Raw genomic sequence first — 23,005 nt, 5'->3', positions numbered from 1 at the left:
CCCTAGCTCAGCCTTGGATAACAAAAGAGTCGTAAAAGGCCGTTCAAGCAGACGCTAAAACTTTAACGAAAGCTTGTTCGTCAGTTTCAGGCGCCTGCGGAATTTAGCGACCTCCTAGAAAGCATCCGGGAAATGACGAGGCAGTTTTCCCGGCAATATCGCAACGATATCATAGCGCTGTGAGAGCCGGGCATAGTCCCGCTGGCGGGCGAGCCAGAGATCACTCGCAGCCCGGATGCGTTTTTGTGAGGCGTAGGACACAGCATCCACCGCGCCCGTTTCGTCAGCGCGCGCCTTGACCTCGACAAAGACGGCCAGGTCTCCCTTGCGAGCGATAATATCGATCTCGCCGAGCTTCGTTTTGTAGCGCATGACGAGAATGCGATAGCCTTTCAGCATCAGGAAAATGGCGGCGATATATTCTGCCGCCGCGCCGCGGCGCAGCGCCTTTCTCCTGCGGAGCGTGGCTTCGCCGTCAGCCATTCGCAGCCTTCATGTCGAGAAGCTTCTGGTAGAGCACCTTGCGCGGCAGGCCGGTCAAGCGGGCAGCCTCGGTCGCGGCCCCGGCGGTTGGCAGCGATTTTGAGAGATCGGCGAGAATGGCGTCGACATCCGCCGCGGTTGCCGGCTCGTCCTTCGGCGGGCCGATGACGAGAACGATCTCACCCTTCACATTGTCATGCTCTTCATAATAGGTGGCGAGCTCGGAGAGCGTGCCGCGGCGGAATTCCTCATAGGTCTTGGTCAGCTCGCGGCAGACCGACGCCTCGCGTTCAGCGCCGAGCACATCGGCAGCCGCCAGCAGCGTTGCGCCGATGCGATGGGGTGATTCAAAGAAGATCAGTGTGGCCGGTGCGTTTGCGAATTCTGCGAGACGGTCGCGACGGGCTTTGTCCTTGGTCGGCAGGAAACCGGCAAAGAGAAAAGCATCGTTCGGCAGCCCTGAGCCGACCAGAGCCGCAAGCGGCGCGGAAGCGCCGGGAATGGGGATAACGCGGTAACCTGCTTCGATCGCCTGCTGAGCTAGGCGATAGCCTGGGTCGGAGACGAGCGGCGTGCCTGCATCGGAAACGAGCGCCACAGACTTGCCGGCTTCGAGCGCCTGCAGGAGCCGCGGCCCGGCTTCATCGGCGTTATGTTCATGATAGGCAAAGGGGCGGTTCTGAATGCCGTAGCGATCGAGCAGGACGCGGGTAACGCGTGTATCCTCGCAGGCCAGGACATCCGCACCGGCAAGCGTTTCCAGCGCCCGCAGCGTGATATCGCCGAGATTGCCGATCGGCGTTGCGACGAGATAGAGAGCCGGTTCGAGCGGTCGCGCAGGCACCGCGATATTGTGCAGGCGAAAGCCGCGCCGGGCGCCGGTTTCCGCTGTTGTCTCTTCCGTCATGTCATTCGCTTTCATTCCGCCGGCCTCTTGCCTTTATGGGCGAGCGGTGTGGCTTCGACAAGGGCCGCAATTTCTGTGAGCATTGCACTGCAAAACGGCATTTGCAGGCTTGCGGGCAGCCATGCCTCTTGCAATCGTCGGCAAAGTTCTGCCATTTTGCCCGTCCACTCCCCTCTCCCAAAGGGGAAAGCAGTGACGCGGCGCTTCCGGGCGCCCGGACAATAAAGGTCGAAAGCGGTAGCATCCCATGCGTATTACTATTGAGCGGTCAAACCTTTTGAAGTCGCTGAACCACGTGCACCGCGTGGTCGAACGCCGCAACACGATCCCGATCCTGTCAAACGTGCTGTTGAAGGCCGATGGGCAGAGCCTCGACATGAAGGCGACCGACCTCGATCTGGAAATCACCGAAGCGACGCCTGCCAATGTCGAGCAGGCCGGCGCCACCACCGTTCCCGCCCATCTTCTTTACGATATCGTCCGCAAGCTTCCCGATGGCGCGGAAGTGCTGCTTGCCAGCTCTCAGGATGGCGGCTCGATGACCGTTCAGTCCGGCCGTTCGAAGTTCTCGCTGCAGTGCCTGCCGGAATCCGACTTCCCGGATCTGACCGCCGGCACGTTCACGCATTCCTTCAAGCTGAAGGCAAGCGATCTGAAGATGCTGATCGACCGCACACAGTTTGCGATTTCGACCGAGGAAACCCGCTACTATCTGAACGGCATCTTCTTCCACACCATCGAGAGCGGCGGCGACCTGAAGCTGCGCGCCGTTGCGACCGATGGCCACCGTCTGGCCCGCGCCGATGTCGATGCCCCCTCCGGCTCGGAAGGCATGCCTGGCATCATCATTCCGCGCAAGACGGTAGGTGAGCTGCAGAAGCTGGTCGATACGCCTGACGCGATCGTCACCGTTGAAGTTTCCGATGCCAAGATCCGGGTCACCCTCAGTTCCATCGTCATGACCTCGAAGCTGATCGACGGCACCTTCCCGGACTACCAGCGCGTCATCCCGACCAATAACGACAAGGAAATGCGCGTCGACTGCACGAGCTTTGCCCAGGCCGTCGATCGCGTCTCGACCATTTCATCCGAGCGCGGCCGCGCTGTGAAGCTCGCGCTCTCCGATGGTCAGCTTCTGCTCACTGTCAACAATCCGGATTCCGGCAGCGCGACAGAAGAAGTTGCCGTCGGCTACGACACGGACCCAATGGAAATCGGCTTTAATGCCAAGTACCTGCTCGACATCACCGCGCAGCTTTCCGGCGACGAGGCGATCTTCCTTTTGGCCGATGCGGGTTCGCCGACACTCGTGCGTGACACTGCCGGCGATGACGCGCTCTACGTGCTGATGCCGATGCGCGTTTAAACGCGCGTCGCTTTTGCGGTTGAAACTTTCCTGATCGCGACATCGCCTCTTGTTTTTGCTTCACCCTCCTGCAATTAAGGGAAAGTTGACCGGCAGGCATGGGAGGACGGCATGGCATTGCGGCTCAAGGAACGGCTCGGCAGGAAGTTTGACGAGGAGATCCGCTTCTTCAAGGGCATGATGCAGGGGCCGAAGACCGTAGGCTCCATCGTTCCGACTTCCTCGATCACTGCCCGCAAGATGGCAAGCGTCGCAAATCCGCATTCGGACCTGCCCGTGCTCGAACTCGGTCCCGGCACCGGCGCTATCACCAAGGCGATCCTTGCGCATGGCGTGAAGCCGGAAAAGCTCGTCGCCATCGAATATTCGACGGACTTCTACGAACACCTCATGCGGCTTTACCCCGGCGTGAGCTTCATCAACGGCGATGCCTTCGATCTCGACAAAACGCTCGGCTCGCTCAAGGATCAGAAATTCGATTCCGTTATTTCGGGCATACCGCTCCTGAACTTCCCCATGCAAGCGCGCATCGCGCTCTTGGAAAGCCTGCTCGACCGCATGCCGGCTGGTCGGCCGATGGTGCAGATTTCTTATGGCGCAGTTTCGCCGATCGTCGCCAATGCCGATCGTTACAGCATTCATCATTTTGATTTCATCGTGCGCAATATTCCTCCAGCTCAACTCTGGATCTATCGGCGCGGATAAATGTTTGGACTTTATATCACTCACCCTCAGGTCAAGATCGACCCGCAGGTTCCCGTTCCCAAGTGGGGTCTTTCAGAGATCGGCGCCGAGCGCGCCCGCAAGGCTGCTTCGAGCGACTGGGCGAAGCGGCTGGCCCGCATCGTCTCCAGCGACGAGACAAAGGCGATCGAGACGGCGGAAATCCTTGCTGCGGCCTCAGGCGTGAAAATCGAAATCGTGCATGGCACGCACGAGAACGACCGCTCGGCCACCGGCTTCCTGCCGCCCGACAAGTTCGAGGAGGCAGCCAACTGGTTCTTTGCCCATCCACAGGAGAGCTTCAGGGGCTGGGAGCGGGCCGCCGATGCGCAGGCCCGCATCGTCTCCGCCGTCGAGACCATCCTATCCTCGCATGAGGCGAATGCGCCGATCGCCTTTGTCGGCCACGGCGGCGTCGGAACGCTGCTCAAGTGCCATCTGATGGGCGCGCCGATTGCGCGTGATCGCGACCAGCCAGGCGGTGGTGGCAATCTCTATGCTTTCGGCCTTGCGGATCGGCGCTTATCATGCGACTGGACACCCATTGAAGACTGGCGGGGATGAATTGAGATGGACGCACGCGAGCGGTTGATCGTCGGACTTGATGTTCCAACGATTGGCGAAGCGGAAAGATTGGTTTCCACGCTCGGCGACGACATTCTCTTCTACAAGATCGGCTACCAGCTCGTCTTTGCCGGCGGGCTGGAATTTGCCCGCGATCTCGCCGCCAGCGGCAAGAAGATCTTCCTCGACATGAAACTGCTCGACATCGACAATACGGTCGCGTCAGGTGTCGAGAACATCGCCAAGATGGGCATGTCGATGCTGACGCTGCACGCCTATCCGAAAGCAATGAAGGCCGCTGTCGAGGCGGCCAAGGGCTCCGGCCTCTGCCTGCTAGGCGTTACGGTGCTGACCTCCATGGATGCCGAGGACCTCGTCGAGGCCGGCTATCAGTACGATCCGAAAACACTGGTCGCGCGGCGTGCTGAACAGGCGCGCATTGCCGGGATGGGCGGTATCGTCTGCTCTGCCGAGGAGTCAGGCAGCGTCCGCGAGATTGTCGGACCTGACATGGCGATCGTCACCCCGGGCATCCGCCCGACAGGCTCCGAGAAGGGCGATCAGAAGCGGGTTATGACGCCTTCGGATGCGTTGAAGGCCGGCTCCACCCATCTCGTCGTCGCCCGGCCGATCGTCAAGGCGCCGGAGCCGCGGGAAGCGGCCCGCGCAATCCTCAATGAAATGGTTGCCGCGCTCTGGCCGGCGAACCGCTGACACATCCGCTGAAGGGGAGATAAAAATGCCCAAGGGATACTGGATTGCTCGCGTCGATGTGCGCGACCTCGAGCGCTACAAGGATTACGTCGCAACCGCAAAGCCCGCCTTCGAGAAGTATGGTGCGAACTTCCTCGCCCGTGGCGGCGCGATCACCGAACTCGAAGGCAAAGCACGCGCCCGCAATGTCGTTATCGAATTTCCCTCGATGCAGCATGCCGTCGACTGCTATAATTCGCCGGAATACCAGGCTGCCGCAAAAATCCGCCATGAAGTGGCTGATGCGGAAATGGTCGTGGTCGAAGGCGTCTGAGCCAGTTTCGAACGGGTAAGAACTGCGGCGCGATGGCCCTTTTCGTCGCGTCGGTATTCGGCTAAGACGAAAACAATCACAGCATTCCAAAGCCTTTCGAGGAGCCTGCCATGACCCTTGCCAACCTGCCGCCGCTCGTTACCGTGTTCGGAGGGTCCGGCTTCATCGGCAGACATGTCGTGCGTGTGCTGGCCAAGCGCGGCTATCGCATCCGCGTTGCCGTGCGCCGCCCCGACCTTGCCGGCTTCCTGCAGCCGCTCGGCAATGTCGGCCAGATCTCTTTGGTCCAGGCCAACCTGCGCTACCGCAACTCGATCGACCGCGCCGTCGAAGGCGCCGATCACGTCATCAATTGTGTCGGCATCCTCTTCGAGAGCGGCCGCAACACCTTCGACGCTGTGCAGGAATTTGGCGGCCGCGCAGTGGCCGAGGCGGCCCGCAGCGTCGGTGCTACGCTGACACACATTTCCGCCATCGGCGCGAACGCCGGTTCGAACTCCAACTACGGCCGTACCAAAGGCCGCGCGGAAGCTGCCATCCTGTCGATCAAGCCGGATGCGATCATCTTTCGTCCGTCGATCGTCTTCGGCCCGGAGGATAGCTTCTTCAACAAGTTCGCCGATATGGCGCGTACTTTCCCGGTCCTTCCGCTCGTCGGCGGCGGCAAGACGAAGTTCCAGCCCGTGTATGTCGAGGATGTCGCCGAGGCCGTTGCCCGTGCCGTCGACGGCAAGGTCGAAGGCGGCAAGATCTATGAGCTCGGCGGTCCTGAGGTCCTGACCTTCCGCGAATGTCTCGAAACCATACTCAAGGTGACGGTACGCAAGAATCGGCTCGTTTCCCTGCCTTTCAGCATCGCATCGCTGATCGGCAGCATCGCCTCGCTCATGCCGTTCATCGCGCCGCCGATCACGCCGGACCAAGTCAAGCTTCTGAAGCACGACAACGTCGTTTCGAAGGCAGCCGAAGCCGAGGGCCGCACACTGAAGGGCCTCGGCATCACGCCGACGATGGCGACTTCGGTGCTCGACTCCTACCTCGTGCAGTATCGTCCGCACGGCCAGTATACCGGCTCCGGCAAGGCTGCCTGATCAATCGATAGAAGACAATTCAAACGCCGTTCGCGAGCTTTCGCGGGCGGCGTTTTTCATTTTCGCGGGGCGCCAATCCGGCGCAAGCCTGGCGTGTTACACTGCATCTCATATTGTGTGACGTTGCATAAAAGACGCATAGGAAATTTAGTGGAATTAACACCAAATTTAGCAGGAACATTTATTGCTATTTGCTACTCCACTGACTAAACACCCCCGCGCGTCTCCAGACAGACTCAGGGCGCCTCGCAGGCGTGCGGTAATCACTGTGAAAGGCTATTTCTGATGGGTAAGTCAATCGCGCTTCTTTTTGCGTGTGCGGCACTGGTAATCCTCGCAGGCTCCTTCATTGCGCCGGGCTCCGTCGCAGCGGTGAAGGGCAGCTGCTCGCCGGCTTACGGCGTCGATCCCTGCTCAACGGCCTCCATCACCCACTAACAGAAAAGCCGGTCCTTTCGAACCGGCTTCATTTTTTCTCTCGGCGCGAGCGATACATATCGCTCACTCGCGTGTCCGGTGACTCAGCTGATCATGCCGGCCATCGCCATGCCGAGCAGCACAACACCCAGAATGATGCGATAGATCGCAAACACCGTGAAACGGTTACTCCTGATATAGGCCAGCAGCCACTTGACGGCGATGAAGGCGACAATCGTGGAAACGACGAAGGCAATGCCGAGCGCGGTCCAGTCCTCGTTTGCCGCACCGCCATCCTTGAAGGTTTTCAGCAGTGAAAAGGCGCTTGCCGCATACATGGTCGGAATGCCGACGAGGAAGGCGAATTCAGTTGCCGCGGCGCGGTTAGCCGTGCCGGCCAGCATTGCGACGAAGATCGTCGCGCCAGAGCGGGACGTTCCGGGGAAGACGCCGGCAACAACCTGGGCGATACCGACAAGGATGGCAACGAGCCAGGTGATGTGAGTGCTCGGCGGGCGGCGGGCGGCAGCCCATTCGGCAAAGATCATCCAGATACCGCCGATGATCAGCGCCCAGGCAACCGGCGTGGCGGTCTCAGGCAGCTCGTAGCCCATTCTCTTGACGAGAAGGCCGAGCACTGCCGTGATCAGAAAGGCAACGATCAGCTTGAGGGCATAATCCCGGTTCTGCGGATCGCGCCAGCCGAGCAGAAGATCAAGCAGGCGGCGCCAGTAGATGATCGTGACGGCGAGGATGGCACCTGCCTGAATGACGATATTGAATGTGTCCGAGCGCGCCCCGAGCCACTGCTCCGCAATGATGAGGTGGCCGGTACTCGAAATCGGCAGGAATTCCGTGATCCCTTCTATAATGCCCAGGATTATAGAGCTTATGTAGTCCATAAAATGTCTCCGGTTTGGGGTTCGGTCAGACTGGAATAGTAGATGGCTTTATATTGCACTGCACAATCGCCATGCGCCAGAGCGGGGAAAAGAAAAGGCGAGCGAGGAATTGCGATCATTCAGACAGCCATGTTTTGTCCGTTGTCAGGCGGGTGCGGCCCGATTCGCTTGTATTGGCGGGGCCAAACTCCTATAGCTTCAACTAATGAGTCATGACTAGGGCGGTATAAGTGGCGCGCCCTTGAGTCCATGCACCACAATCAAAAGTTCGAGTATCGATGCCCACGCTTTACCATCATCCCATGTCGTCCGCGTCTCGCTTCGTCAGGCTCATTCTGGCGGAATACGGCTATCAGGCAGAGCTGATCGAAGAACAGACCTGGGAGAAACGCCGCGACTTCCTGGCGCTCAACCCGGCTGGCACGCTGCCCGTCTATGTGGACGACAGCATGCGCGCGCTCTGCGGCGCGACGGTCATTTCGGAATATCTCGACGAGACGCATGGCGTGCTGAAACGCGACCGCCGGCTGCTCGCCGAAGATCCGTTCCAGCGCGCGGAAATCCGCCGTCTGACGGAATGGTTCATGCAAAAGATGGAAAACGACGTCACCAAGCCGCTGGCGCGCGAGCGCGTCTACAAGCTGCAAATGACGGCCGACCAGGGCGGCGGCGCCCCGGATTCCAAGATGTTGCGCACGGCACGCGCCAATATCCGCCAGCACATGCGTTATCTCACCTGGCTAGCCGGCTCGCGCCAATGGCTTGCCGGCGACCGGATGAGCTATGCCGACCTTGCCGCCGCAGCCTCCATTTCCATCCTCGATTATCTCGGCGAGATCGACTGGTCGGAATCGCCGCTCGCCAAGGACTGGTACCAGCGGCTGAAATCGCGCCCCTCCTTCCGCCCGATGCTCACCGAGCGTGTGCGCGGACTGACGCCGGTTTCCCATTACGCCGATCTGGATTTCTGACGAGGGCTTTCGATGCCCGAAGCGAAAATCGAGGATATCAAGGAGCGGAATCGCCGCGACAATTTGACCGCCTTCCTGAAGGGGGAAGCGGGCGCTCTCGGCTTCGATCTCTGTCGCATCACCCGTCCTGACGCCATTCCCGAGGCAAAGGAGCGGCTCGGCCAATTCATCGATGAGGGCCGGCACGGGACGATGGAGTGGATGGCGGAGACGCGCGAGCGCCGCGGCGATCCGCGCACGCTCTGGAGCGATGTGCGCTCTGTTGCCGTCTTCGGCCTCAATTATGGGCCGGACGAGGATCCGCGTGGCATTCTCGGCAAGAAAGATAAGGCGGCAATCTCCGTCTACGCCCGCAACCGCGACTATCATGACGTCATGAAGGGCCGACTGAAGGAGATCGCCACGCGCTTCGCAGCCAAGGCCGGCGCGGACGTAAAGGTCTTCGTCGATACCGCACCCGTCATGGAAAAGCCGCTGGCCGCGGCGGCCGGTCTCGGCTGGCAGGGCAAACACACCAATCTCGTCAGCCGCGAGCACGGCTCCTGGCTTTTCCTCGGCTCTATGTTCACGACTGCCGATCTCAATATAGATGCCTCGGAGACCGATCATTGCGGCTCCTGCCGCGCCTGCCACGATGCCTGCCCGACAGCTGCCTTTCCTGCGCCCTACCAGATCGATGCGCGCCGCTGCATCTCGTATCTGACGATCGAGCACAAGGGGCCGATCGATCCCGAGTTCAGGCCGCTGATGGGCAACCGCATTTACGGCTGCGACGATTGTCTCGCCGCATGCCCCTGGAACAAGTTCGCAAACGAAGCGTCGGAAATGAAGCTGAAAGCGCGTGAGGATCTGAAGGAACCTTCGATCGTCTTCCTTTTGACGCTCGACGACCCGACCTTCCGCACGTTCTTCAGCGGTTCGCCGGTCAAGCGCATCGGGCGTGACCGCTTCATTCGTAACGTGCTGATCGCTGCCGGTAATTCCGGCGAGCGTAGCCTGATCGAGCGATGTCGTGCGCTCGCCGCGGATGCCTCGCCTGTCGTGCGCGGCATGGCGGTTTGGGCACTGTCGCGGCTCATGGAGGCTGGTGAATTCGAAGCCTTTGCCGCACAAAGGGAAAATGAGTCGGACGAAGAGGTCCTCAACGAATGGCGACTGGCGGGGGTAAGCTGATGCATGTGATGATCTTTGGCTGCGGTTATTCCGGTACGGCGATCGCCAGAGCTTTTGGCGACAGCGGCATGCGCATCTCCGGCACGACCCGTTCAGAAGAGAAAGCCGAAGAGCTACGGAGAACCGGGATCGAAGCCTTCATCTTCGACGGCGAGAGCTTGAGCGACGATCTGCGTGCGGCAATGGCCGGCGTCACGCATCTCGTGCAGTCGATCGCTCCGCGCGATGCCGATCCGCTGCTTGCATTGCTCGGCAAGGACAGCACGGTGCTTCTGCCTGACCTGCAATGGATCGGCTATCTCTCCACGGTCGGCGTCTATGGCGATCACAAAGGCTCCTGGGTGACCGAGGAGACCCCTTGTGTGCCGGTCTCCGGCCGCTCCAAGGAACGGCTGGACGCTGAGGACGCCTGGCTTGCGCTCGGCCGTGCCCGCGACTTACCGGCCGCGATATTGCGTCTTTCCGGCATTTACGGACCGGGACGCAACGCCTTCGTCAATCTGGATCGTGGCACGGCGCGCCGGATCATCAAGAAGGACCAGGTCTTCAACCGCATCCGCGTGGAGGACATCGGCGCTTCCACCCGCTTTTTGTCGGAGCATGCGCTCGGTGGCATCTATAATGTCACCGACGACCAGCCCGGCCCGCCGCAGGATGTCATCGTCGAAGCCGCCCGCCTGATGGGCGTCGCACCGCCACCAGAGCAACCTTTCGAGACGGCCGAGATGACACCCATGGCTCGCTCCTTTTATGGAGAGAACAAGCGGGTTTCCAATGCCAAACTGAAGGCTACGGGCTTCCGTTTCGCCTTCCCGAACTATCCGATGTCGCTTGCCCAGCTCTGGCAAAATGACGGATGGCGGGGCTGACGGCACCCTCCCATTCGGGTGAGAGGGCTATAACCCGTAAAGAGTAGAAATTTCCTACTTTCTTATTTTATCGAACTGAATTTCGCTCCGTATTATGGTTAACGGCCTCTAAATTTGCGCAAATGTGGCAGCAAATATGGCGATGTGAGCAAAAATTTTTTGTGATTTCTAACGGCCATCAAATGTTTACCGCTTTCCCGAAAAAATCGTTCGGATTTTAGCTGATTTCATTAGGTTTTTTCCACAATTCGTCAAAGCGGTGTCCTGCTACCGCAATGTTACCGGAATCACAAATGTTACAGACTGTAACGTTCCGTGATCGCGGTCGGCACTTTTTCGCCACTTTTCCCCGGATTGAAGCCCCACCGCCTGTAAAGGCGCAAGTTCAACAGTTGAGGGACAATCCGTTTTGAAGAAAATCTGCCGTTCTCTAATCACTACCGCAGCCATTGCAGCCTGCTCTTTCATCCTCCCGGCCGAAGGATTTGCTGCTAACGGATGTGGCGGTGCTTCGTGGTACGCACTTCGCTCCAAAACTGCTTCCGGGGAACGCATGAACCCGGCCATCTATACTGCCGCACATCGCTCTCTGGCATTCGGCACCAAGGTGAAGGTCACCAACCGCAACAACGGCCGCAGCGTCGTCGTTCGCATCAATGATCGTGGTCCGTTCATCCGCGGTCGCGTACTCGACCTGTCACGCGCTGCTGCCCAGAATATCGGCATGGTCTCTACAGGTACTGCGAAGGTTTGCTACGAAGTCATGAGCTGAGGCTACGTCCTCCGCAAAATCCCTGCGCCGGATGCGGCGCTTGCTCTTGCCGTCAATCGCGGGTAACCACGCGGTTGAGACTTGTAAACAATCTGCCCCCGCCATCAGGCTTGCTGAGGCTCTTTCCGCGCGGATCGTTCACTAGCCAAGGCAACAGGAGAAGTTTGAATGCGTTTGGGCGGCCGCCTCGAAGGGGCGATTTCGGTTCTGGCTGATATCGATGCCCGTAAAAGGCCTGTCGCCGATGCGCTGAAGGACTGGGGCCTCGCTCACCGTTTCGCCGGTTCCGGCGACAGGGCGGCGATCGGCAACATCGTCTACGATGCGTTGCGCATGCGACTGTCCCATGCCTATCTGATGGACGACGACAGTGCCGTTGCCATTGCCCATGCCGTCATGTTCCGCCAATGGGGTTTTACGCCGGAAACGCTGGCCGCCGAACTTGCCGACGACAAGTTCGCGCCGACGCCGCTTTCGGCCGACGCACTCGCGGCCTTTACGAGCCGCTCTCTTTCCGACGCTGCCCCGCATGTTCAGGGCGATATTCCAGAATGGGTGCAATCCTCCTTCGAACAGGCTTTCGGCGGCGACTGGCTTTCCGAGGCGCAGGCGCTTGCCGGACGCCCGACGCTTGATCTGCGCGCCAATATCCTGAAGGCCACCCGCGAAAGGGCCGTCAAGGCGCTGGAACGCGCGGGCGCGAATGAGGCGAAGATCGCACGCTACGGCATCCGGATTGCCGCCGGCGAAGGTGCCTCACGTTTGCCCAATGTGACGGCCGAGCTTTCGTTCCAGAAAGGCTGGTTCGAAGTTCAGGACGAGGGATCGCAGATCGTTGCCGACCTCGTGTTACCGAAGGACGGCGAGCAGGTGCTGGATTATTGCGCCGGCGGCGGCGGCAAGACGCTCGCCATGGCGGCCGCCATGCACAACAAGGGCCAGGTCCACGCCTATGATGCCGACCGCAAGCGGCTTGCGCCGATTATCGAGCGGCTGAAGCGCGCCGGCACACGCAATGTCCAGGTCCATGACGATGTCAGAGGCCTGTCCAGCCTGCGCGACCGCTGCGACAAGGTGCTGGTCGATGCGCCCTGCACCGGCACGGGCACGTGGCGCCGGCGCCCGGATACGAAATGGCGGCTGACGGCCAAGAACCTCGACGAGCGCACCGCCCAGCAGCAGGACGCGCTGACGCAGGCGAGCAGCTTCGTGCGCCCCGGCGGCGAACTGATCTACGTTACTTGCTCGGTGCTGCCGCAGGAGAACGAAGAACAGGTGCGGCGCTTTGCCACCGACAACAGCGACTTCGAGATCGTCAGCGCCCTGCCCGCCTGGGCCAGCCTGTTCGGCAAGGATGGAACGCGCCCACGCTCTTCCGACGGCAAGACGATCACGCTGACGCCGGCCTCGACGGATACGGACGGCTTCTTCTTCTGCCGCCTCAAAAGAAAAGGCTGAGCCTTACGGCGACGGCGCCCGCAGCGGATATTGATGCCGCGGTGGGATGAAGTGGTGCACGACGGCGATCGCGACCAGCAGGACGCCGCCGAACAAGACGACTGCAAAAAGCGTCAATCCGCTGAGATGCGATCCGAGAGCAACAAGCGGCACGGCGCCTGCCGGCGGATGCGTGACCCTCAGCGCCAGCATGCCGGCGATTGCGATACCGACGGCGATTGCCGCGACCCACCAGAGGCCCGGAAAGAAGAAAGCGGCTGCGGCGCCGACCGCCGCAGCAAGAACGTAACCGCCAATGACATTTGCCGGCTGGGCGAGCGGGCTCTTGGGCTGCCCAAAGATCAGCACCGCCGTTGCGCCAAAGGGCGCAATCAGCAGCGGAATGCCCGTCGTAACAGCAAGGGTGCCGACCGAAACCATGCCGATGACGGCACCAATTCCGGACTTCAGATGTGCATGGAACGCGCCCTTCGGCTCGTGGCGATGAATGAAATGCCTGATGTGATGACGCATGAAGGCCGGTCGGATGAGGTGTTGAGGCGGGTCAGATGAAGGATTAAGCAGAGTGCGCGATTAATAGCGCGCGTCGTGCTGAATTTTCAAGCAAATGCTTTTCAAATAGACAGGCCGCTTACGGAAATCCATCCTTAAAACCATTCCAAACTAGAGTGTTTGACACCAGTTTGCTTTTGGGCGAAGAGACGAATGCCGGATTCAGACGGAAATCCGTCACAGGAGAGGATTATGAAGCTCAACCGCACATTCCGAGCAGCTGCGCTGGCGATTGCCCCCGCCGCCCTGCTCGCCCTTCCCGCGCATGCGGCAACCGACGCAGCCGCTGTCGTGAAACATTACGCCGAGGTCGCGCATGCCAAGTATGAAGACTCGCTGACAACAGCCAAGGCGCTCGACGCAGCCATCGACGCGTTTCTGAAGTCGCCTGATGATGCGACGCTGAAGGCCGCCAGGGATGCCTGGATCAAGGCGCGCGTTCCCTATCAGCAGACCGAGGTCTACCGTTTCGGCAACCCTGTTGTCGACGACTGGGAAGGCAAGGTCAACGCTTGGCCGCTCGATGAAGGCCTGATCGACTATGTCGATCCCTCCTATGGCACGGAAAGTGACGAGAACTCCCTCTATGTCGCAAACGTCATCGCCAACAAGACGATCAAGATCGACGGCAAGGATGTCGACGCTTCCAAGCTGACGCCGGAATTCCTCTCCGGCACGCTGGCCGAAGCCGGCGGTATCGAAGCCAATGTCGCGACCGGCTACCACGCCATCGAATTCCTGCTCTGGGGCCAGGATCTGCATGGCACGGGACCGGGCGCCGGCGAACGTCCCGCCACCGATTACGATCTGAAGAACTGCACGCACGGCAATTGCGACCGCCGCGCCGAATATCTGAAGTCGGCTTCCACGCTGCTCGTTTCCGACCTGCAGGAAATGACCGACGACTGGGCACCTGGCGGCGAAGCCACGAAGCATGTCGAAGCCGATCCGAAGGCCGGCCTCGTCGCCATCCTGACGGGCATGGGTTCGCTCTCCTACGGCGAGCTCGCCGGCGAGCGCATGAAGCTCGGCCTGCTGCTGCACGATCCGGAAGAAGAGCACGATTGCTTCTCAGACAACACCTACAACTCGCATCTGAATGACGCGATCGGCATCGCTGCTGCCTATTCGGGCGAATATACCCGCGTCGACGGCACCAAGATGACCGGCCCGTCGCTGCACGACCTCGTTGCCGCCAAGGACAAGGCTCTGGATGCCGAGATGACCGGCAAGCTCAACACGACGCTGGATGCCATGCACGCCATGGCCAAGCGCGGCGAGACGGTCGAGAAGTACGACCAGATGATCGGCGAGGGCAACAAGGAAGGCAACGCCGTCGTTCAGGCCGCGATAGACGGTCTCATCGATCAGACGAAGTCGGTCCAGCGCGTTATTGCCGCACTTGACCTCGGCACCGTCGAGCTTGAAGGTTCTGACAGCCTGGATAATCCTAACGCTGTCTTCAAATAAGCAAAAAGGCGGGCCGCTCGGATAGCGGAGCGGCCCGAACCCTTGAAATGTCGCATAGTCAGGCCCGCCGTCTTCTTGTCAGCGCAGCTTTCTGCGCTTTGCTTGCCGGGCTTCCCGTCGCCATGGCCGGCGCTTTCGATCTTCCGACCAGACGATCCGATCTTTCCGATGCGGACCTGAAGCGCGTCGCCGATATTACCAGGCCGACCAGCGACTTCAGCAAGGCCGAGGCTTACGAGGCCATGCAGGCCGGTGCAGCGACCTCCATCGATCCGGTTACCGAAGACAGTTTCTCGCATATCTCGGCCAATATCCCCTTCGAGGACGAGCAGAATTTCCGGCTCGGAAACGCGCTCTTCCGCAAGCTCTGGGTTTCCGCGCCATCCTCGACGCAGGCCTCCGATGGCCTTGGCCCTCTCTTCAACGCCCGCTCCTGCATGAGCTGCCACGCCAATGACGGGCGCGGCAAGCCGCCGGAGGGCGGCCCGAGTGCGACTTCGATGGTCCTGCGGGTCTCGCGCGCGGCGAAGACGCCGGAGGAGGAAAAGGCGATCGCCGCCGCCGATGTCGTCAATTTCCCCGATCCGGTTTACGGCCACCAGCTTCAGGATCTCGCAGTGCCCGGACTTGCCGCCGAGGGCAAGGTCGCGGTCACCTACACCGAAGAGACGATCACGCTTGCCGGCGGTGAAACGGTGAGCCTGCGCAGGCCCAGCTATTCCGTCAAAGACCTCGCCTACGGCCCGCTCGATCCGCGCACGACCATCTCGGCGCGCGTTGCACCTGCAATGATCGGGCTTGGGCTGATCCAGGCGATTCCCGAGGCCGATATTCTGGCTCATGCCGATCCTGATGATCTCGACCATGACGGCATCTCCGGCAAGGCGGCGATCGCGCGCGATCATCGCACCGGCCAGATCGCACTCGGCCGTTTCGGCTGGAAAGCGCAAAATGCCACAGTGCGCGACCAGAGTGCGGATGCCTTCTCCACCGATATCGGCATCTCGACGCCGGATGCGCCTGATGCCCATGGCGACTGCACCAAGGCTGAGACAAAGTGCCTCGCCATGCCAACCGGGGTACAGAAGCGGCTCGGGAATGAGGAGGCGCCTGGCCCGGTACTCGACCTCGTCACCTTCTATTCGGAAAATCTCGCAGCGCCGGCGCGCCGCAAGGCGAGTTTTACTGAGACGCTGCGCGGAAAGCAGCTTTTCTACGAATCGGGCTGCATTTCCTGCCATATCCCGAAGTTCGTCACGCGTCGGGATAGCACTGAGACGGCCCAATCCTTCCAGCTTATCTGGCCCTATTCCGATTTCCTGCTGCACGATATGGGCGACGGCCTTGCCGACGGACAGCAAGTAGGACTGGCCAGCGGACGTGAATGGCGTACGCCGCCGCTATGGGGTATAGGACTGACCCGGACTGTGAGCGGACACAGCTTCTTCCTGCATGACGGCCGCGCCAGAAATCTCACCGAGGCAATTCTCTGGCATGGCGGCGAAGCTGAAAAAGCCCGTAACGCATTCTCCTCGCTGTCAAAAGACGATAGAGAGGCCCTGATTACATTCCTGGAGTCACTCTAATGCGCCCCTGGCACACCCTGCTTTGCCTCGCTTTGACCGGCCTTGCCACATCGGCTGCCGCCCAGAGCGCCGCACCGCCCGCTTCGGGCCTCAACGAGGATGTAGTGCCTTCCGTCATGCAGCGCGCTGTCGACGAGGTCATCCGCCCCGGCTATCGCAATATGCAGCAATCATCCGCGCGCCTGACGACAGCCATGAACGATCTCTGTGCCTCCGGTACGCAGCAGACGCTCGATCGCGCCAAGTCAGCATTCGACGATGTGATCCGCTACTGGTCGACGATCGAAATCGTGCAGACCGGCCCGGTCATCCAGGACAATCTCTTCGAACACATCCTCTTCTACCCGGACCGAAAGGGTGTCGGCCTCAAGCAGGTGCAGGCGCTGATCGCCAAGGCCGATCCGAAGGACGCGACTGTCGATGCCATTGCCGGCAAGAGTGTCGCGCTCCAGGGCCTGACAGCACTCGAATACGTACTCTACGGCACCGGCTCCGACGACCTGATCAATCAGAAGGGCGGCTTCCGCTGCCTCTACGGTCAGGCGGTCGCCGGCAATATCCAGCGTGAAGCCGGTGAGGTGGTCGCCGCCTGGGAGAAGCCTGACGGTGTGCAGGCGAGCTGGAAACATCCCGGCCCGCAGAGCGACGATTTCATGGACAACAAGGAAGCCGTCACTGCCCTTCTCGGCATTCTCGTCCACGGCGCTGAGAGTGTCCGCGACCAGCGGCTGGAGCAGTTCTACAAGGGCAAGGATACGCCCGCCCGCCCGCGCATGGCGATCTACTGGCGTTCGAAGAACACCTGGAAATCGATGGCCGCCAATCTCGAGGGTATCCGTACGCTCTGGCAGAAGGCCGGCATGGCCGAACTGCTGCCGCCGGAGAAGAAGGCGGTTGCCGATTCAATCGACACCAAGCTGAAGACGATCATCGACGGCGTCTCGAAGCTGAGCCCTGATATCGAAGTCGCGGTCAGCGATGCGGAGAAGGCCAAGCTCGATACGCTGCTGACCGAAAGCCGCGACCTCATCACCACGATCAGCGATCAGTATGGAGCGGCAATCGGCCTTTCGGCCGGCTTCTCCTTCTCGGACGGAGACTGAGCCGATGTGGCGCAGCGCCGCCATCGACCGACGCGGCTTCATCAAGGCCGCCGGTATCGGCTTTCTGGCCGCGCTGAAACCTGAAGCGCTGCTGGCGCTCACCCGCGCCGATGCTGTGTACGCCTCCGGTATCCGCGCCGCCAACGGCTCCTTTGCCGTGGCGACGGTCACCGAGCGCGGGGAGATCGTCGATCAGGTGGCGCTGCCCGCCCGCGCCCATGGCATGGCCCATAGCGGCGCAACCGGGCGCACCGTCGCCTTCGCCCGCCGGCCTGGCACCTTCGCCATGATCTTCGACCCCTGGAACAAGGGCGAACCCGTCGTCATCACCTCGCCGGAGGGCCGGCATTTCTACGGCCACGGCGCTTTTTCCCCGGACGGCCGGCTGCTCTATGCCAGCGAGAACGACTTCGACAATGGTAGGGGCATGATCGGCCTCTATGATGCGACGAACCGCTTTGTCCGTATCGGCGAATATGAGACCTATGGCGTCGGCCCGCATGACATGACGGTTTCCGATGACGGCCGCATGCTTGTTGTTGCCAATGGCGGCATCGAGACACATCCGGATTTCGGCCGCACCAAGCTCAATCTCGGCAATATGCAGCCGTCGCTGGCGCTCATCGATGCGGCAAGCGGCGCGCTGATCGAAAAACATACCCTGCCGCCGCAATGGTCATCGGTCTCCACGCGCCATGTCGATGTCGATGCCAGCGGCCGCATCTGGTTCGCCTGCCAATATGAAGGCCATCGGAAGGACCTGCCGCCGCTCGTCGGCCATTTCGCCAAGGGCGAGGATCTTGTTTTCATCGATTTGCCCGAGGAGACGACCCGACGACTTGCCAATTATGTCGGGGCGATCGCAGTCAACCAAAAGGAAGGTCTGGTCGGTGTCACCTCACCGATCGGCGGCGCGTCCGTCACCATCGATGCGAAAACGGGCAAGGTGCTGCGTGAGGACAGCGTTCGCGATGCCGCAGGCATTGCGCCTGCTCCCGGCGGCTTTGCCGTTTCCTCCTATGACGGCGATTTCCTGTCCGCTCACAGCGATGTCGCCTGGGACCAGCATATCGTGCGGATCGCTCAGCCGGCGCTCGTGCGGTAGTCTTTCCATTCCTTTTCAGTGACTTCGGCGGCTGCCCGCGCCGCCTCATAGAGCCAGTCCTCGCCGCGGGAGTGCAGGTCATTGCGAATTGCCGCAGCACTTGCCGCGTCATCTGAATGGCAGTTGGCGATCTCGAATCCCATCAGTTCCAGCATGGCGCCGTCCAGGAGCGTCTTCGCATCGGTCTCGATCTCGATCTTGCGGCTGTTCGGAGAAAGCCGGCGAACAAGAATGCGGCCCGACACTGCGAAATGAGGATCTGGGCTGCGCATCCGCCCGGCGGCGATGACACCGGTTCTGATGACGTGATCTCCCGATCTTGCCAGCGACCATGCAGAAGGCACAAGCGCCTTGGCTTCACGCAAGACAGGGCCACCGTGCCATTCCCCAACATAGGCGACGAAACGTGGCCGCCCGAGGCTGCCCGTTCCTTTCTTCTTCACGGGTAAGGGCGTAAAGCTTCCTGCGCCCCTCGGCAGGGCATTCCGCAGCGCATCAACAAAACGGCCGGGAGCCGTCTTTTCGCCGGGTTTATGCTTGTCCCATTTCTTCCAGAAATCCTTTCGCTCATCCTCCGAGAGCAGCAGCTTGTCGCGCAGCCATGGATGATCGCGCTCCAGCACGATGGGGTTCGCATGCTCAAGGCCGCGCACATATCCGGCGAGAATGAGCTCGGCGATCGCCTTGCCGGAAATCCCGGCGTCCGGCTGAGCCAGAATGGCGCTTGCCACCAGCCGCACGAGATCCAGCGCGTAGGGCATGATCGCCGCGTCGTCGAAATCATTGGCGCCCCAGACGAGCCGCCCCTCCATATCCCGCCAGGTCCCGAAATTCTCCAGATGCGTATCGCCGATCGACAGAACTTGCGGCATGTCGGCAAGCTCCGGCCTGACGGCGTAGATGATCTCCGCCCAGCGCCAGTAGGTAGCGCGCAAGAAGGAGAATGCTTCCTCGCCCATCTTACGATGTTTCTCGTCGATACCCTCCTGTACGAGCTCGTCCTGCAGCTCGTGCGCCAGCCACGCCTCGTAATCACTCATAGATTGAGAAAATCTCTTCATCGGCTCGCCCTCAGGTTTGATTGATCATAATCCTGCGGAGCCTTATTCAGAAGAGGTTTTAGGATGATCCCAAGACGGACGCGACGCGGCTCACCATGCTGAGATGAGCCGCGCCGACCAATGTGATCATACGGGAAGCGGAGCTTCGGCGTTTACGAGATCCGCCTTGCGCAGTTCCCGCCAGAAATCACCTGGAACCACCTCGTCGAGTGCGGCCCGATCTTCGGCTATGCGGTCCGGCCTGCTTGCGCCGGGGATGACGGCGGCGACTGCGGGATTAGCGAGCGAGAATTGCAGCCCCGCCGCCTTCATGCTGATGCCATAACGATCGGCGATTGACTTGATACGCGCGACCTTATCGAGGATCGCGGGCGTGGCGGGCGCATATTCGAAGTTCGGACCGCCGACCAAAGCGCCCGAACTGTATGGGCCGCCGACGACGATGCCGAGACCACGTTCGGCAACCATCGGCATCACGCGCTGCAGCGCCCGATCATGATCGAGCAGCGTGTAGCGGCCGGCCAGCAGAAAACCATCCGGCCGCGGCTCTTGCAGAGCCAGCAGCAGTTCGATCGGTTCCACGCGATTGACGCCAAGACCCCAGGCCTTGATGACCTCTTCGTCGCGCAGTCGATCCAGGGCCTTGAAGGCCCCCTTGCGCGCGCTTTCGAAGATAGCCAGCCATTCGTCACCGTAAAAATCCTGCGCCACATCGTGGACCCAGGCGATTTCGATACGGTCGGTCTTCAAGCGTTTCAGGCTGTCCTCGATCGAGCGCAGGGTCGCATCTTCCGAGTAGTCGTTGACGATCTTGTTGGGGCGGCCGTATTTGAAGACTTCGCCCTTCTCGCCGAGATCGCGGGTGCTGACGTCTTCGATCTCATCGAGGATCACACGCCCAACCTTGGTGCTGATCGCATATTGATCTCTGGGTTTACCGACGAGCGCCTCGCCCATGCGGAGCTCGGCAAGTCCTGCGCCATAGAAGGGCGCGTTGTCGAAATAGCGGATACCATCGTTCCAGGCGGCTTCCACGGTTGCCAATGCTTCGTGCTCCGGAATATCACGGAACATGTTGCCGAGCGGAGCGGCGCCGAAGCCGAGCTTGCCCGGGAGAATGTCTTTGAGTGCCATTGTTTAGTCCTCGAGATAGTTGTGAACGTTCATCGACCTGTCAGGCAATCTGTACGGGATCGAGCACCAAGGCCCGGCGTTCGGCGAGGTCGTTGATGACAGCGAAATAATCCCGGAAATGCGGCGTCTCGCGATGGGCGGCCACGGCGGCGTTGTCCGCGTAGAGCTCATCCAAGATGAAGATGTCAGCATTGGCCTGATCCTGCCAGATATCCCAGCGCATATTACCGGGTTCTGCCCTGCTGGGGCCGATCATGCCGGCGAGAAGCGCCTTCAACTCATCGGCCTTGCCCGGTCGGGCGGTCAGGATCGCCATGATCTTTACGGGATTGGACATGATTGCTTTCCTTCTTCAGATTGGGTTCCCGCGGGATACGGAATGGTCGCACCCCACGGATCTCTTCAAATCATGCCATGGCCAGCGAACGATCGAGCGCTGCCACGAATTTTCCTGCGAGCGCACGGTCCGAGCGCGGATTCTGGCCGGTTATGAGTTCACGGTCTTCAACCACATGCGGCTCGAAGTCGGTCGCTGTCGTGATGACCTGGCCGCCGGCGGTCTGCAGCGCGTCGACCACGTTGAAATAGAGCTTGGCGTGCAGGATGTAGTCCTCGACGACCTTTTCTTCGCTGTTGGAAAAGACAGTCATCTTGTATCCGGCGTACTGCCAGTCTTTGGCCCATTCCGCGGCCTTGGCAGGCACTCCGGCAATCAGGGCGGCACGGAACTCGCGGGCATGCGGCATAGCGGCTGCGACAGCTATCGGGCCGTGGCAGAGAAGTGCGGTCGGCTTGGAGCGCTCGTGGAAATGACGCAGGATTTCACCCATATCCGGATCCTGCATCAGATCGACTACCGGCGCCTGACCGCCCGGCACGAAGACACCGGCGTAATTGTCGAGACCCTCCTCAACGATGGAACGCAGGGTGCGAACCTCATTCATTGCAGGGTCATTTGCATAGAAGGTCTTGGCGCGTTCGTAGGCAGCCTTGTCGCCGCCAAAATGATCCGGCGTGTCCGAGGCCTCGTCGATATGGGGCTTGGTGCCGTCAGGCGTTGCCAGAACGATTTCGTAGCCAGCCTCGACGATTGCCAGTGCCGGCACGACAGTCTCGTTGAGATACTGGCCGGTGGCTCCCGTGCGGCCGCCCTGGATTTCGATGCGGGTAGCGTTGGAGCCGATCAGAAGTACTTTTGCCTTGCTCATTGTCATCTCCGTTTGCCGTGGTTGGCGTCCTTTTGGATGGCCTAATCATGCTCCGGGGCGATATATTCCAGAAGTTTATTTCTATGATTTCAGATATTCATGTGACATTATAAGCCATGCGATATGACCTCAATCTGCTACCGGTCTTCATCACGCTAATGGAGGAGCGCAGCGTCACCCGCGCCGCCGATCGGCTGGGCATTACGCAGCCGGCGCTCTCCAATACATTGGCCCGTCTGCGCGAGATGATGCAGGACCAGCTCTTCATCCGTGAGCGCTACGGCATCCAGCCGACGCCGATGGCGCTAGAGCTGGCGCCGGTCATTGCTGCGGCATTGGCAAAGATCGATCAGGCCATCCTCGGCCAGCAGGATTTCGATCCGACGCAGGCCGAGCGGCTGATGACGATTGCGCCGAACAGCTATGTGGAGTTCGTGCTGGTGCCGGCGATCGTCGCGCGGCTTCGCGAGGTGGCGCCGGGCATCCGGCTTCGCCTCACGCCCTTCGGCACCGATCTCGGCGAGACAGGTGTGATGTCCGGCACCACGGCAATGGTGTTCGGCCGCATCATCGATCCGCCTGACAATCTGGTCGTGCAGCATCTGATGGACGAAGGCCTTGCCTGCGTGGTACGCGCCGATCACCCTGAGATCGGAGACAGCATTTCCCGCGAGCAGTATGAGCATATGCGGCACGTCAACGTACTTCCGCCCGGACGGCTGCGCCTCGGCCTGTTTACAGCACTGGAACAACAAGGGATCAAGCGCGAGGTTGCAGTCTCCGTTACCCATTTTCTGGCGGTGCCGGAAATGATTGCAGTGACGGACTATTGCGCGACGCTGCCGAACAGGATCTGCCAGCGCCTCGCCGCAGACCCTCGTCTGAAAGTCCTGCCGACGCCTGTCGATCTCGGCACATTCCCGGTCGAGATGGCCTGGCATGTCCGCTACCGCAACGATCCCGCACATCGCTGGTTACGGACATTGATCAGCGACATCGTCAAAGAAGCCCCGGACGCGAAGTAGCTGGTTGCTTTGCGAGGCGAATAATTCCTCGTTCCCGC

Annotated in this window: 25 protein-coding genes; 17 read left to right on the top strand and 8 right to left on the bottom strand. The window is 60.6% G+C overall.

Features of this window, described 5'->3' with window-relative positions; translation table 11 throughout:
• Window positions 1–114: 114 nt before the first annotated feature.
• Window positions 115–483 carry a YraN family protein gene (locus tag PMI11_RS03685; protein WP_007813471.1) on the bottom strand — a complete coding sequence of 123 codons (369 nt, stop codon included), beginning with the start codon at window positions 481–483 and terminating at the stop codon, window positions 115–117.
• Window positions 476–1,390 carry a 16S rRNA (cytidine(1402)-2'-O)-methyltransferase gene (gene rsmI, locus PMI11_RS03680; RefSeq protein ID WP_037070629.1) on the bottom strand — a complete coding sequence of 305 codons (915 nt, stop codon included), beginning with the start codon at window positions 1,388–1,390 and terminating at the stop codon, window positions 476–478. The genes PMI11_RS03685 and rsmI overlap by 8 nt, the downstream gene beginning before the upstream one ends.
• A 247-nt stretch (window positions 1,391–1,637) precedes the next feature.
• On the opposite strand from rsmI, the gene dnaN reads away from it, so the two are divergent.
• From dnaN to PMI11_RS37660, 7 genes are all read left to right on the top strand, one after another.
• Window positions 1,638–2,756: a DNA polymerase III subunit beta gene (dnaN, locus tag PMI11_RS03675; protein WP_007813468.1), complete on the top strand. Its 1,119-nt coding sequence runs from the start codon at window positions 1,638–1,640 to the stop codon at window positions 2,754–2,756.
• A 111-nt stretch (window positions 2,757–2,867) separates the two neighbouring features.
• A complete protein-coding gene (gene pmtA / locus PMI11_RS03670) occupies window positions 2,868–3,461 on the top strand; it encodes a phospholipid N-methyltransferase PmtA (protein WP_007813466.1) in 594 nt (197 codons plus the stop codon).
• The gene (locus PMI11_RS03665; protein WP_007813464.1) at window positions 3,462–4,043 is read left to right on the top strand and encodes a histidine phosphatase family protein; all 582 of its coding nucleotides are present in this window, start codon (window positions 3,462–3,464) and stop codon (window positions 4,041–4,043) included.
• A 6-nt stretch (window positions 4,044–4,049) separates the two neighbouring features.
• Entirely contained in the window at window positions 4,050–4,757 is a 708-nt protein-coding gene (gene pyrF / locus PMI11_RS03660; protein ID WP_007813456.1) for an orotidine-5'-phosphate decarboxylase, read from the top strand.
• 25 nt (window positions 4,758–4,782) lie between these two features.
• On the top strand, window positions 4,783–5,070 hold the full coding sequence (locus PMI11_RS03655; protein WP_007813455.1) for a DUF1330 domain-containing protein: 288 nt from the start codon (window positions 4,783–4,785) through the stop codon (window positions 5,068–5,070).
• A 110-nt stretch (window positions 5,071–5,180) separates the two neighbouring features.
• Window positions 5,181–6,161 (top strand): complex I NDUFA9 subunit family protein, encoded by a 981-nt coding sequence (locus PMI11_RS03650; RefSeq protein ID WP_007813453.1) that lies wholly within the window; start codon window positions 5,181–5,183, stop codon window positions 6,159–6,161.
• 285 nt (window positions 6,162–6,446) lie between these two features.
• Window positions 6,447–6,599, top strand: a complete 153-nt coding sequence (locus tag PMI11_RS37660; RefSeq protein ID WP_007813451.1) for a hypothetical protein — start codon at window positions 6,447–6,449, stop codon at window positions 6,597–6,599.
• Window positions 6,600–6,682: 83 nt separating this feature from the next.
• Here the strand turns inward: PMI11_RS37660 and PMI11_RS03640 are convergent, their stop codons facing one another.
• Window positions 6,683–7,480, bottom strand: coding sequence for an undecaprenyl-diphosphate phosphatase (locus PMI11_RS03640; protein WP_007813448.1), 798 nt, complete (start codon window positions 7,478–7,480; stop codon window positions 6,683–6,685).
• A 278-nt stretch (window positions 7,481–7,758) separates the two neighbouring features.
• Between PMI11_RS03640 and PMI11_RS03635 the strand changes: the two genes are divergently transcribed.
• From PMI11_RS03635 to PMI11_RS03615, 5 genes are all read left to right on the top strand, one after another.
• A complete protein-coding gene (locus PMI11_RS03635; protein WP_007813447.1) occupies window positions 7,759–8,451 on the top strand; it encodes a glutathione S-transferase family protein in 693 nt (230 codons plus the stop codon).
• Between the two features lie 12 nt (window positions 8,452–8,463).
• Complete coding sequence (gene queG / locus PMI11_RS03630; RefSeq protein ID WP_007813444.1) at window positions 8,464–9,624, top strand: tRNA epoxyqueuosine(34) reductase QueG; 1,161 nt, start codon at window positions 8,464–8,466, stop codon at window positions 9,622–9,624.
• Window positions 9,624–10,493, top strand: coding sequence for an SDR family oxidoreductase (locus tag PMI11_RS03625; protein WP_037070627.1), 870 nt, complete (start codon window positions 9,624–9,626; stop codon window positions 10,491–10,493). Before queG ends, PMI11_RS03625 begins: the two co-directional genes overlap by 1 nt.
• Window positions 10,494–10,902: 409 nt before the next feature.
• Window positions 10,903–11,265, top strand: a complete 363-nt coding sequence (locus PMI11_RS03620; protein WP_037070615.1) for a septal ring lytic transglycosylase RlpA family protein — start codon at window positions 10,903–10,905, stop codon at window positions 11,263–11,265.
• A 168-nt stretch (window positions 11,266–11,433) separates the two neighbouring features.
• Window positions 11,434–12,723, top strand: a complete 1,290-nt coding sequence (locus PMI11_RS03615) for an RsmB/NOP family class I SAM-dependent RNA methyltransferase (protein ID WP_007813418.1) — start codon at window positions 11,434–11,436, stop codon at window positions 12,721–12,723.
• Window positions 12,724–12,726: 3 nt separating this feature from the next.
• Here the strand turns inward: PMI11_RS03615 and PMI11_RS03610 are convergent, their stop codons facing one another.
• Window positions 12,727–13,236: an HPP family protein gene (locus PMI11_RS03610; protein WP_007813415.1), complete on the bottom strand. Its 510-nt coding sequence runs from the start codon at window positions 13,234–13,236 to the stop codon at window positions 12,727–12,729.
• A 231-nt stretch (window positions 13,237–13,467) separates the two neighbouring features.
• Between PMI11_RS03610 and PMI11_RS03605 the strand changes: the two genes are divergently transcribed.
• Genes PMI11_RS03605 through PMI11_RS03590 form a run of 4 tightly spaced genes read left to right on the top strand, consistent with a single transcriptional unit; the run spans window position 13,468 to window position 18,539 of the window.
• The gene (locus PMI11_RS03605; RefSeq protein WP_007813413.1) at window positions 13,468–14,745 is read left to right on the top strand and encodes an imelysin family protein; all 1,278 of its coding nucleotides are present in this window, start codon (window positions 13,468–13,470) and stop codon (window positions 14,743–14,745) included.
• 47 nt (window positions 14,746–14,792) lie between these two features.
• Window positions 14,793–16,331 carry a di-heme oxidoreductase family protein gene (locus PMI11_RS03600; RefSeq protein WP_007813410.1) on the top strand — a complete coding sequence of 513 codons (1,539 nt, stop codon included), beginning with the start codon at window positions 14,793–14,795 and terminating at the stop codon, window positions 16,329–16,331.
• A complete protein-coding gene (locus tag PMI11_RS03595; RefSeq protein ID WP_007813406.1) occupies window positions 16,331–17,434 on the top strand; it encodes an imelysin family protein in 1,104 nt (367 codons plus the stop codon). Before PMI11_RS03600 ends, PMI11_RS03595 begins: the two co-directional genes overlap by 1 nt.
• A 4-nt stretch (window positions 17,435–17,438) precedes the next feature.
• Window positions 17,439–18,539 carry a DUF1513 domain-containing protein gene (locus tag PMI11_RS03590; RefSeq protein ID WP_007813404.1) on the top strand — a complete coding sequence of 367 codons (1,101 nt, stop codon included), beginning with the start codon at window positions 17,439–17,441 and terminating at the stop codon, window positions 18,537–18,539.
• Here the strand turns inward: PMI11_RS03590 and PMI11_RS03585 are convergent.
• The 4 genes from PMI11_RS03585 to PMI11_RS03570 form a co-directional block, all read right to left on the bottom strand.
• Complete coding sequence (locus PMI11_RS03585) at window positions 18,518–19,600, bottom strand: DUF2252 family protein (RefSeq protein ID WP_007813396.1); 1,083 nt, start codon at window positions 19,598–19,600, stop codon at window positions 18,518–18,520. The two genes, PMI11_RS03590 and PMI11_RS03585, sit on opposite strands and share 22 nt — an antisense overlap.
• A 126-nt stretch (window positions 19,601–19,726) precedes the next feature.
• Entirely contained in the window at window positions 19,727–20,734 is a 1,008-nt protein-coding gene (locus tag PMI11_RS03580; RefSeq protein WP_007813394.1) for an aldo/keto reductase, read from the bottom strand.
• 40 nt (window positions 20,735–20,774) lie between these two features.
• Window positions 20,775–21,074, bottom strand: coding sequence for a putative quinol monooxygenase (locus PMI11_RS03575; RefSeq protein ID WP_202803142.1), 300 nt, complete (start codon window positions 21,072–21,074; stop codon window positions 20,775–20,777).
• Between the two features lie 67 nt (window positions 21,075–21,141).
• Window positions 21,142–21,942 carry a type 1 glutamine amidotransferase domain-containing protein gene (locus PMI11_RS03570; RefSeq protein ID WP_007813392.1) on the bottom strand — a complete coding sequence of 267 codons (801 nt, stop codon included), beginning with the start codon at window positions 21,940–21,942 and terminating at the stop codon, window positions 21,142–21,144.
• Window positions 21,943–22,058: 116 nt separating this feature from the next.
• Between PMI11_RS03570 and PMI11_RS03565 the strand changes: the two genes are divergently transcribed.
• Window positions 22,059–22,967 (top strand): LysR substrate-binding domain-containing protein, encoded by a 909-nt coding sequence (locus PMI11_RS03565; protein ID WP_007813390.1) that lies wholly within the window; start codon window positions 22,059–22,061, stop codon window positions 22,965–22,967.
• Window positions 22,968–23,005 lie beyond the last annotated feature (38 nt).

It is taken from the genome of Rhizobium sp. CF142, assembly GCF_000281145.1.
Taxonomy (GTDB): domain Bacteria; phylum Pseudomonadota; class Alphaproteobacteria; order Rhizobiales; family Rhizobiaceae; genus Rhizobium.
Note: the sequence above shows the minus strand (reverse complement) of the source record. Positions and strands in the feature narration are given on the sequence as shown.

Coding starts and splice junctions, on each gene's coding strand:
- dnaN (WP_007813468.1), top strand. CDS start 1,638: ATGCGTATTACTATTGAGCGGTCAAACCTTTTGAAGTCGCTGAACCAC.
- PMI11_RS03665 (WP_007813464.1), top strand. CDS start 3,462: ATGTTTGGACTTTATATCACTCACCCTCAGGTCAAGATCGACCCGCAG.
- PMI11_RS03570 (WP_007813392.1), bottom strand. CDS start 21,942: ATGAGCAAGGCAAAAGTACTTCTGATCGGCTCCAACGCTACCCGCATC.
- PMI11_RS03605 (WP_007813413.1), top strand. CDS start 13,468: ATGAAGCTCAACCGCACATTCCGAGCAGCTGCGCTGGCGATTGCCCCC.
- PMI11_RS03650 (WP_007813453.1), top strand. CDS start 5,181: ATGACCCTTGCCAACCTGCCGCCGCTCGTTACCGTGTTCGGAGGGTCC.
- PMI11_RS03615 (WP_007813418.1), top strand. CDS start 11,434: ATGCGTTTGGGCGGCCGCCTCGAAGGGGCGATTTCGGTTCTGGCTGAT.
- PMI11_RS03640 (WP_007813448.1), bottom strand. CDS start 7,480: ATGGACTACATAAGCTCTATAATCCTGGGCATTATAGAAGGGATCACG.
- queG (WP_007813444.1), top strand. CDS start 8,464: ATGCCCGAAGCGAAAATCGAGGATATCAAGGAGCGGAATCGCCGCGAC.
- PMI11_RS03685 (WP_007813471.1), bottom strand. CDS start 483: ATGGCTGACGGCGAAGCCACGCTCCGCAGGAGAAAGGCGCTGCGCCGC.
- PMI11_RS03600 (WP_007813410.1), top strand. CDS start 14,793: ATGTCGCATAGTCAGGCCCGCCGTCTTCTTGTCAGCGCAGCTTTCTGC.
- PMI11_RS03590 (WP_007813404.1), top strand. CDS start 17,439: ATGTGGCGCAGCGCCGCCATCGACCGACGCGGCTTCATCAAGGCCGCC.
- PMI11_RS03585 (WP_007813396.1), bottom strand. CDS start 19,600: ATGAAGAGATTTTCTCAATCTATGAGTGATTACGAGGCGTGGCTGGCG.
- pmtA (WP_007813466.1), top strand. CDS start 2,868: ATGGCATTGCGGCTCAAGGAACGGCTCGGCAGGAAGTTTGACGAGGAG.
- PMI11_RS37660 (WP_007813451.1), top strand. CDS start 6,447: ATGGGTAAGTCAATCGCGCTTCTTTTTGCGTGTGCGGCACTGGTAATC.
- PMI11_RS03635 (WP_007813447.1), top strand. CDS start 7,759: ATGCCCACGCTTTACCATCATCCCATGTCGTCCGCGTCTCGCTTCGTC.
- PMI11_RS03580 (WP_007813394.1), bottom strand. CDS start 20,734: ATGGCACTCAAAGACATTCTCCCGGGCAAGCTCGGCTTCGGCGCCGCT.
- PMI11_RS03625 (WP_037070627.1), top strand. CDS start 9,624: ATGCATGTGATGATCTTTGGCTGCGGTTATTCCGGTACGGCGATCGCC.
- PMI11_RS03595 (WP_007813406.1), top strand. CDS start 16,331: ATGCGCCCCTGGCACACCCTGCTTTGCCTCGCTTTGACCGGCCTTGCC.
- PMI11_RS03610 (WP_007813415.1), bottom strand. CDS start 13,236: ATGCGTCATCACATCAGGCATTTCATTCATCGCCACGAGCCGAAGGGC.
- rsmI (WP_037070629.1), bottom strand. CDS start 1,390: ATGACGGAAGAGACAACAGCGGAAACCGGCGCCCGGCGCGGCTTTCGC.
- pyrF (WP_007813456.1), top strand. CDS start 4,050: ATGGACGCACGCGAGCGGTTGATCGTCGGACTTGATGTTCCAACGATT.
- PMI11_RS03655 (WP_007813455.1), top strand. CDS start 4,783: ATGCCCAAGGGATACTGGATTGCTCGCGTCGATGTGCGCGACCTCGAG.
- PMI11_RS03565 (WP_007813390.1), top strand. CDS start 22,059: ATGCGATATGACCTCAATCTGCTACCGGTCTTCATCACGCTAATGGAG.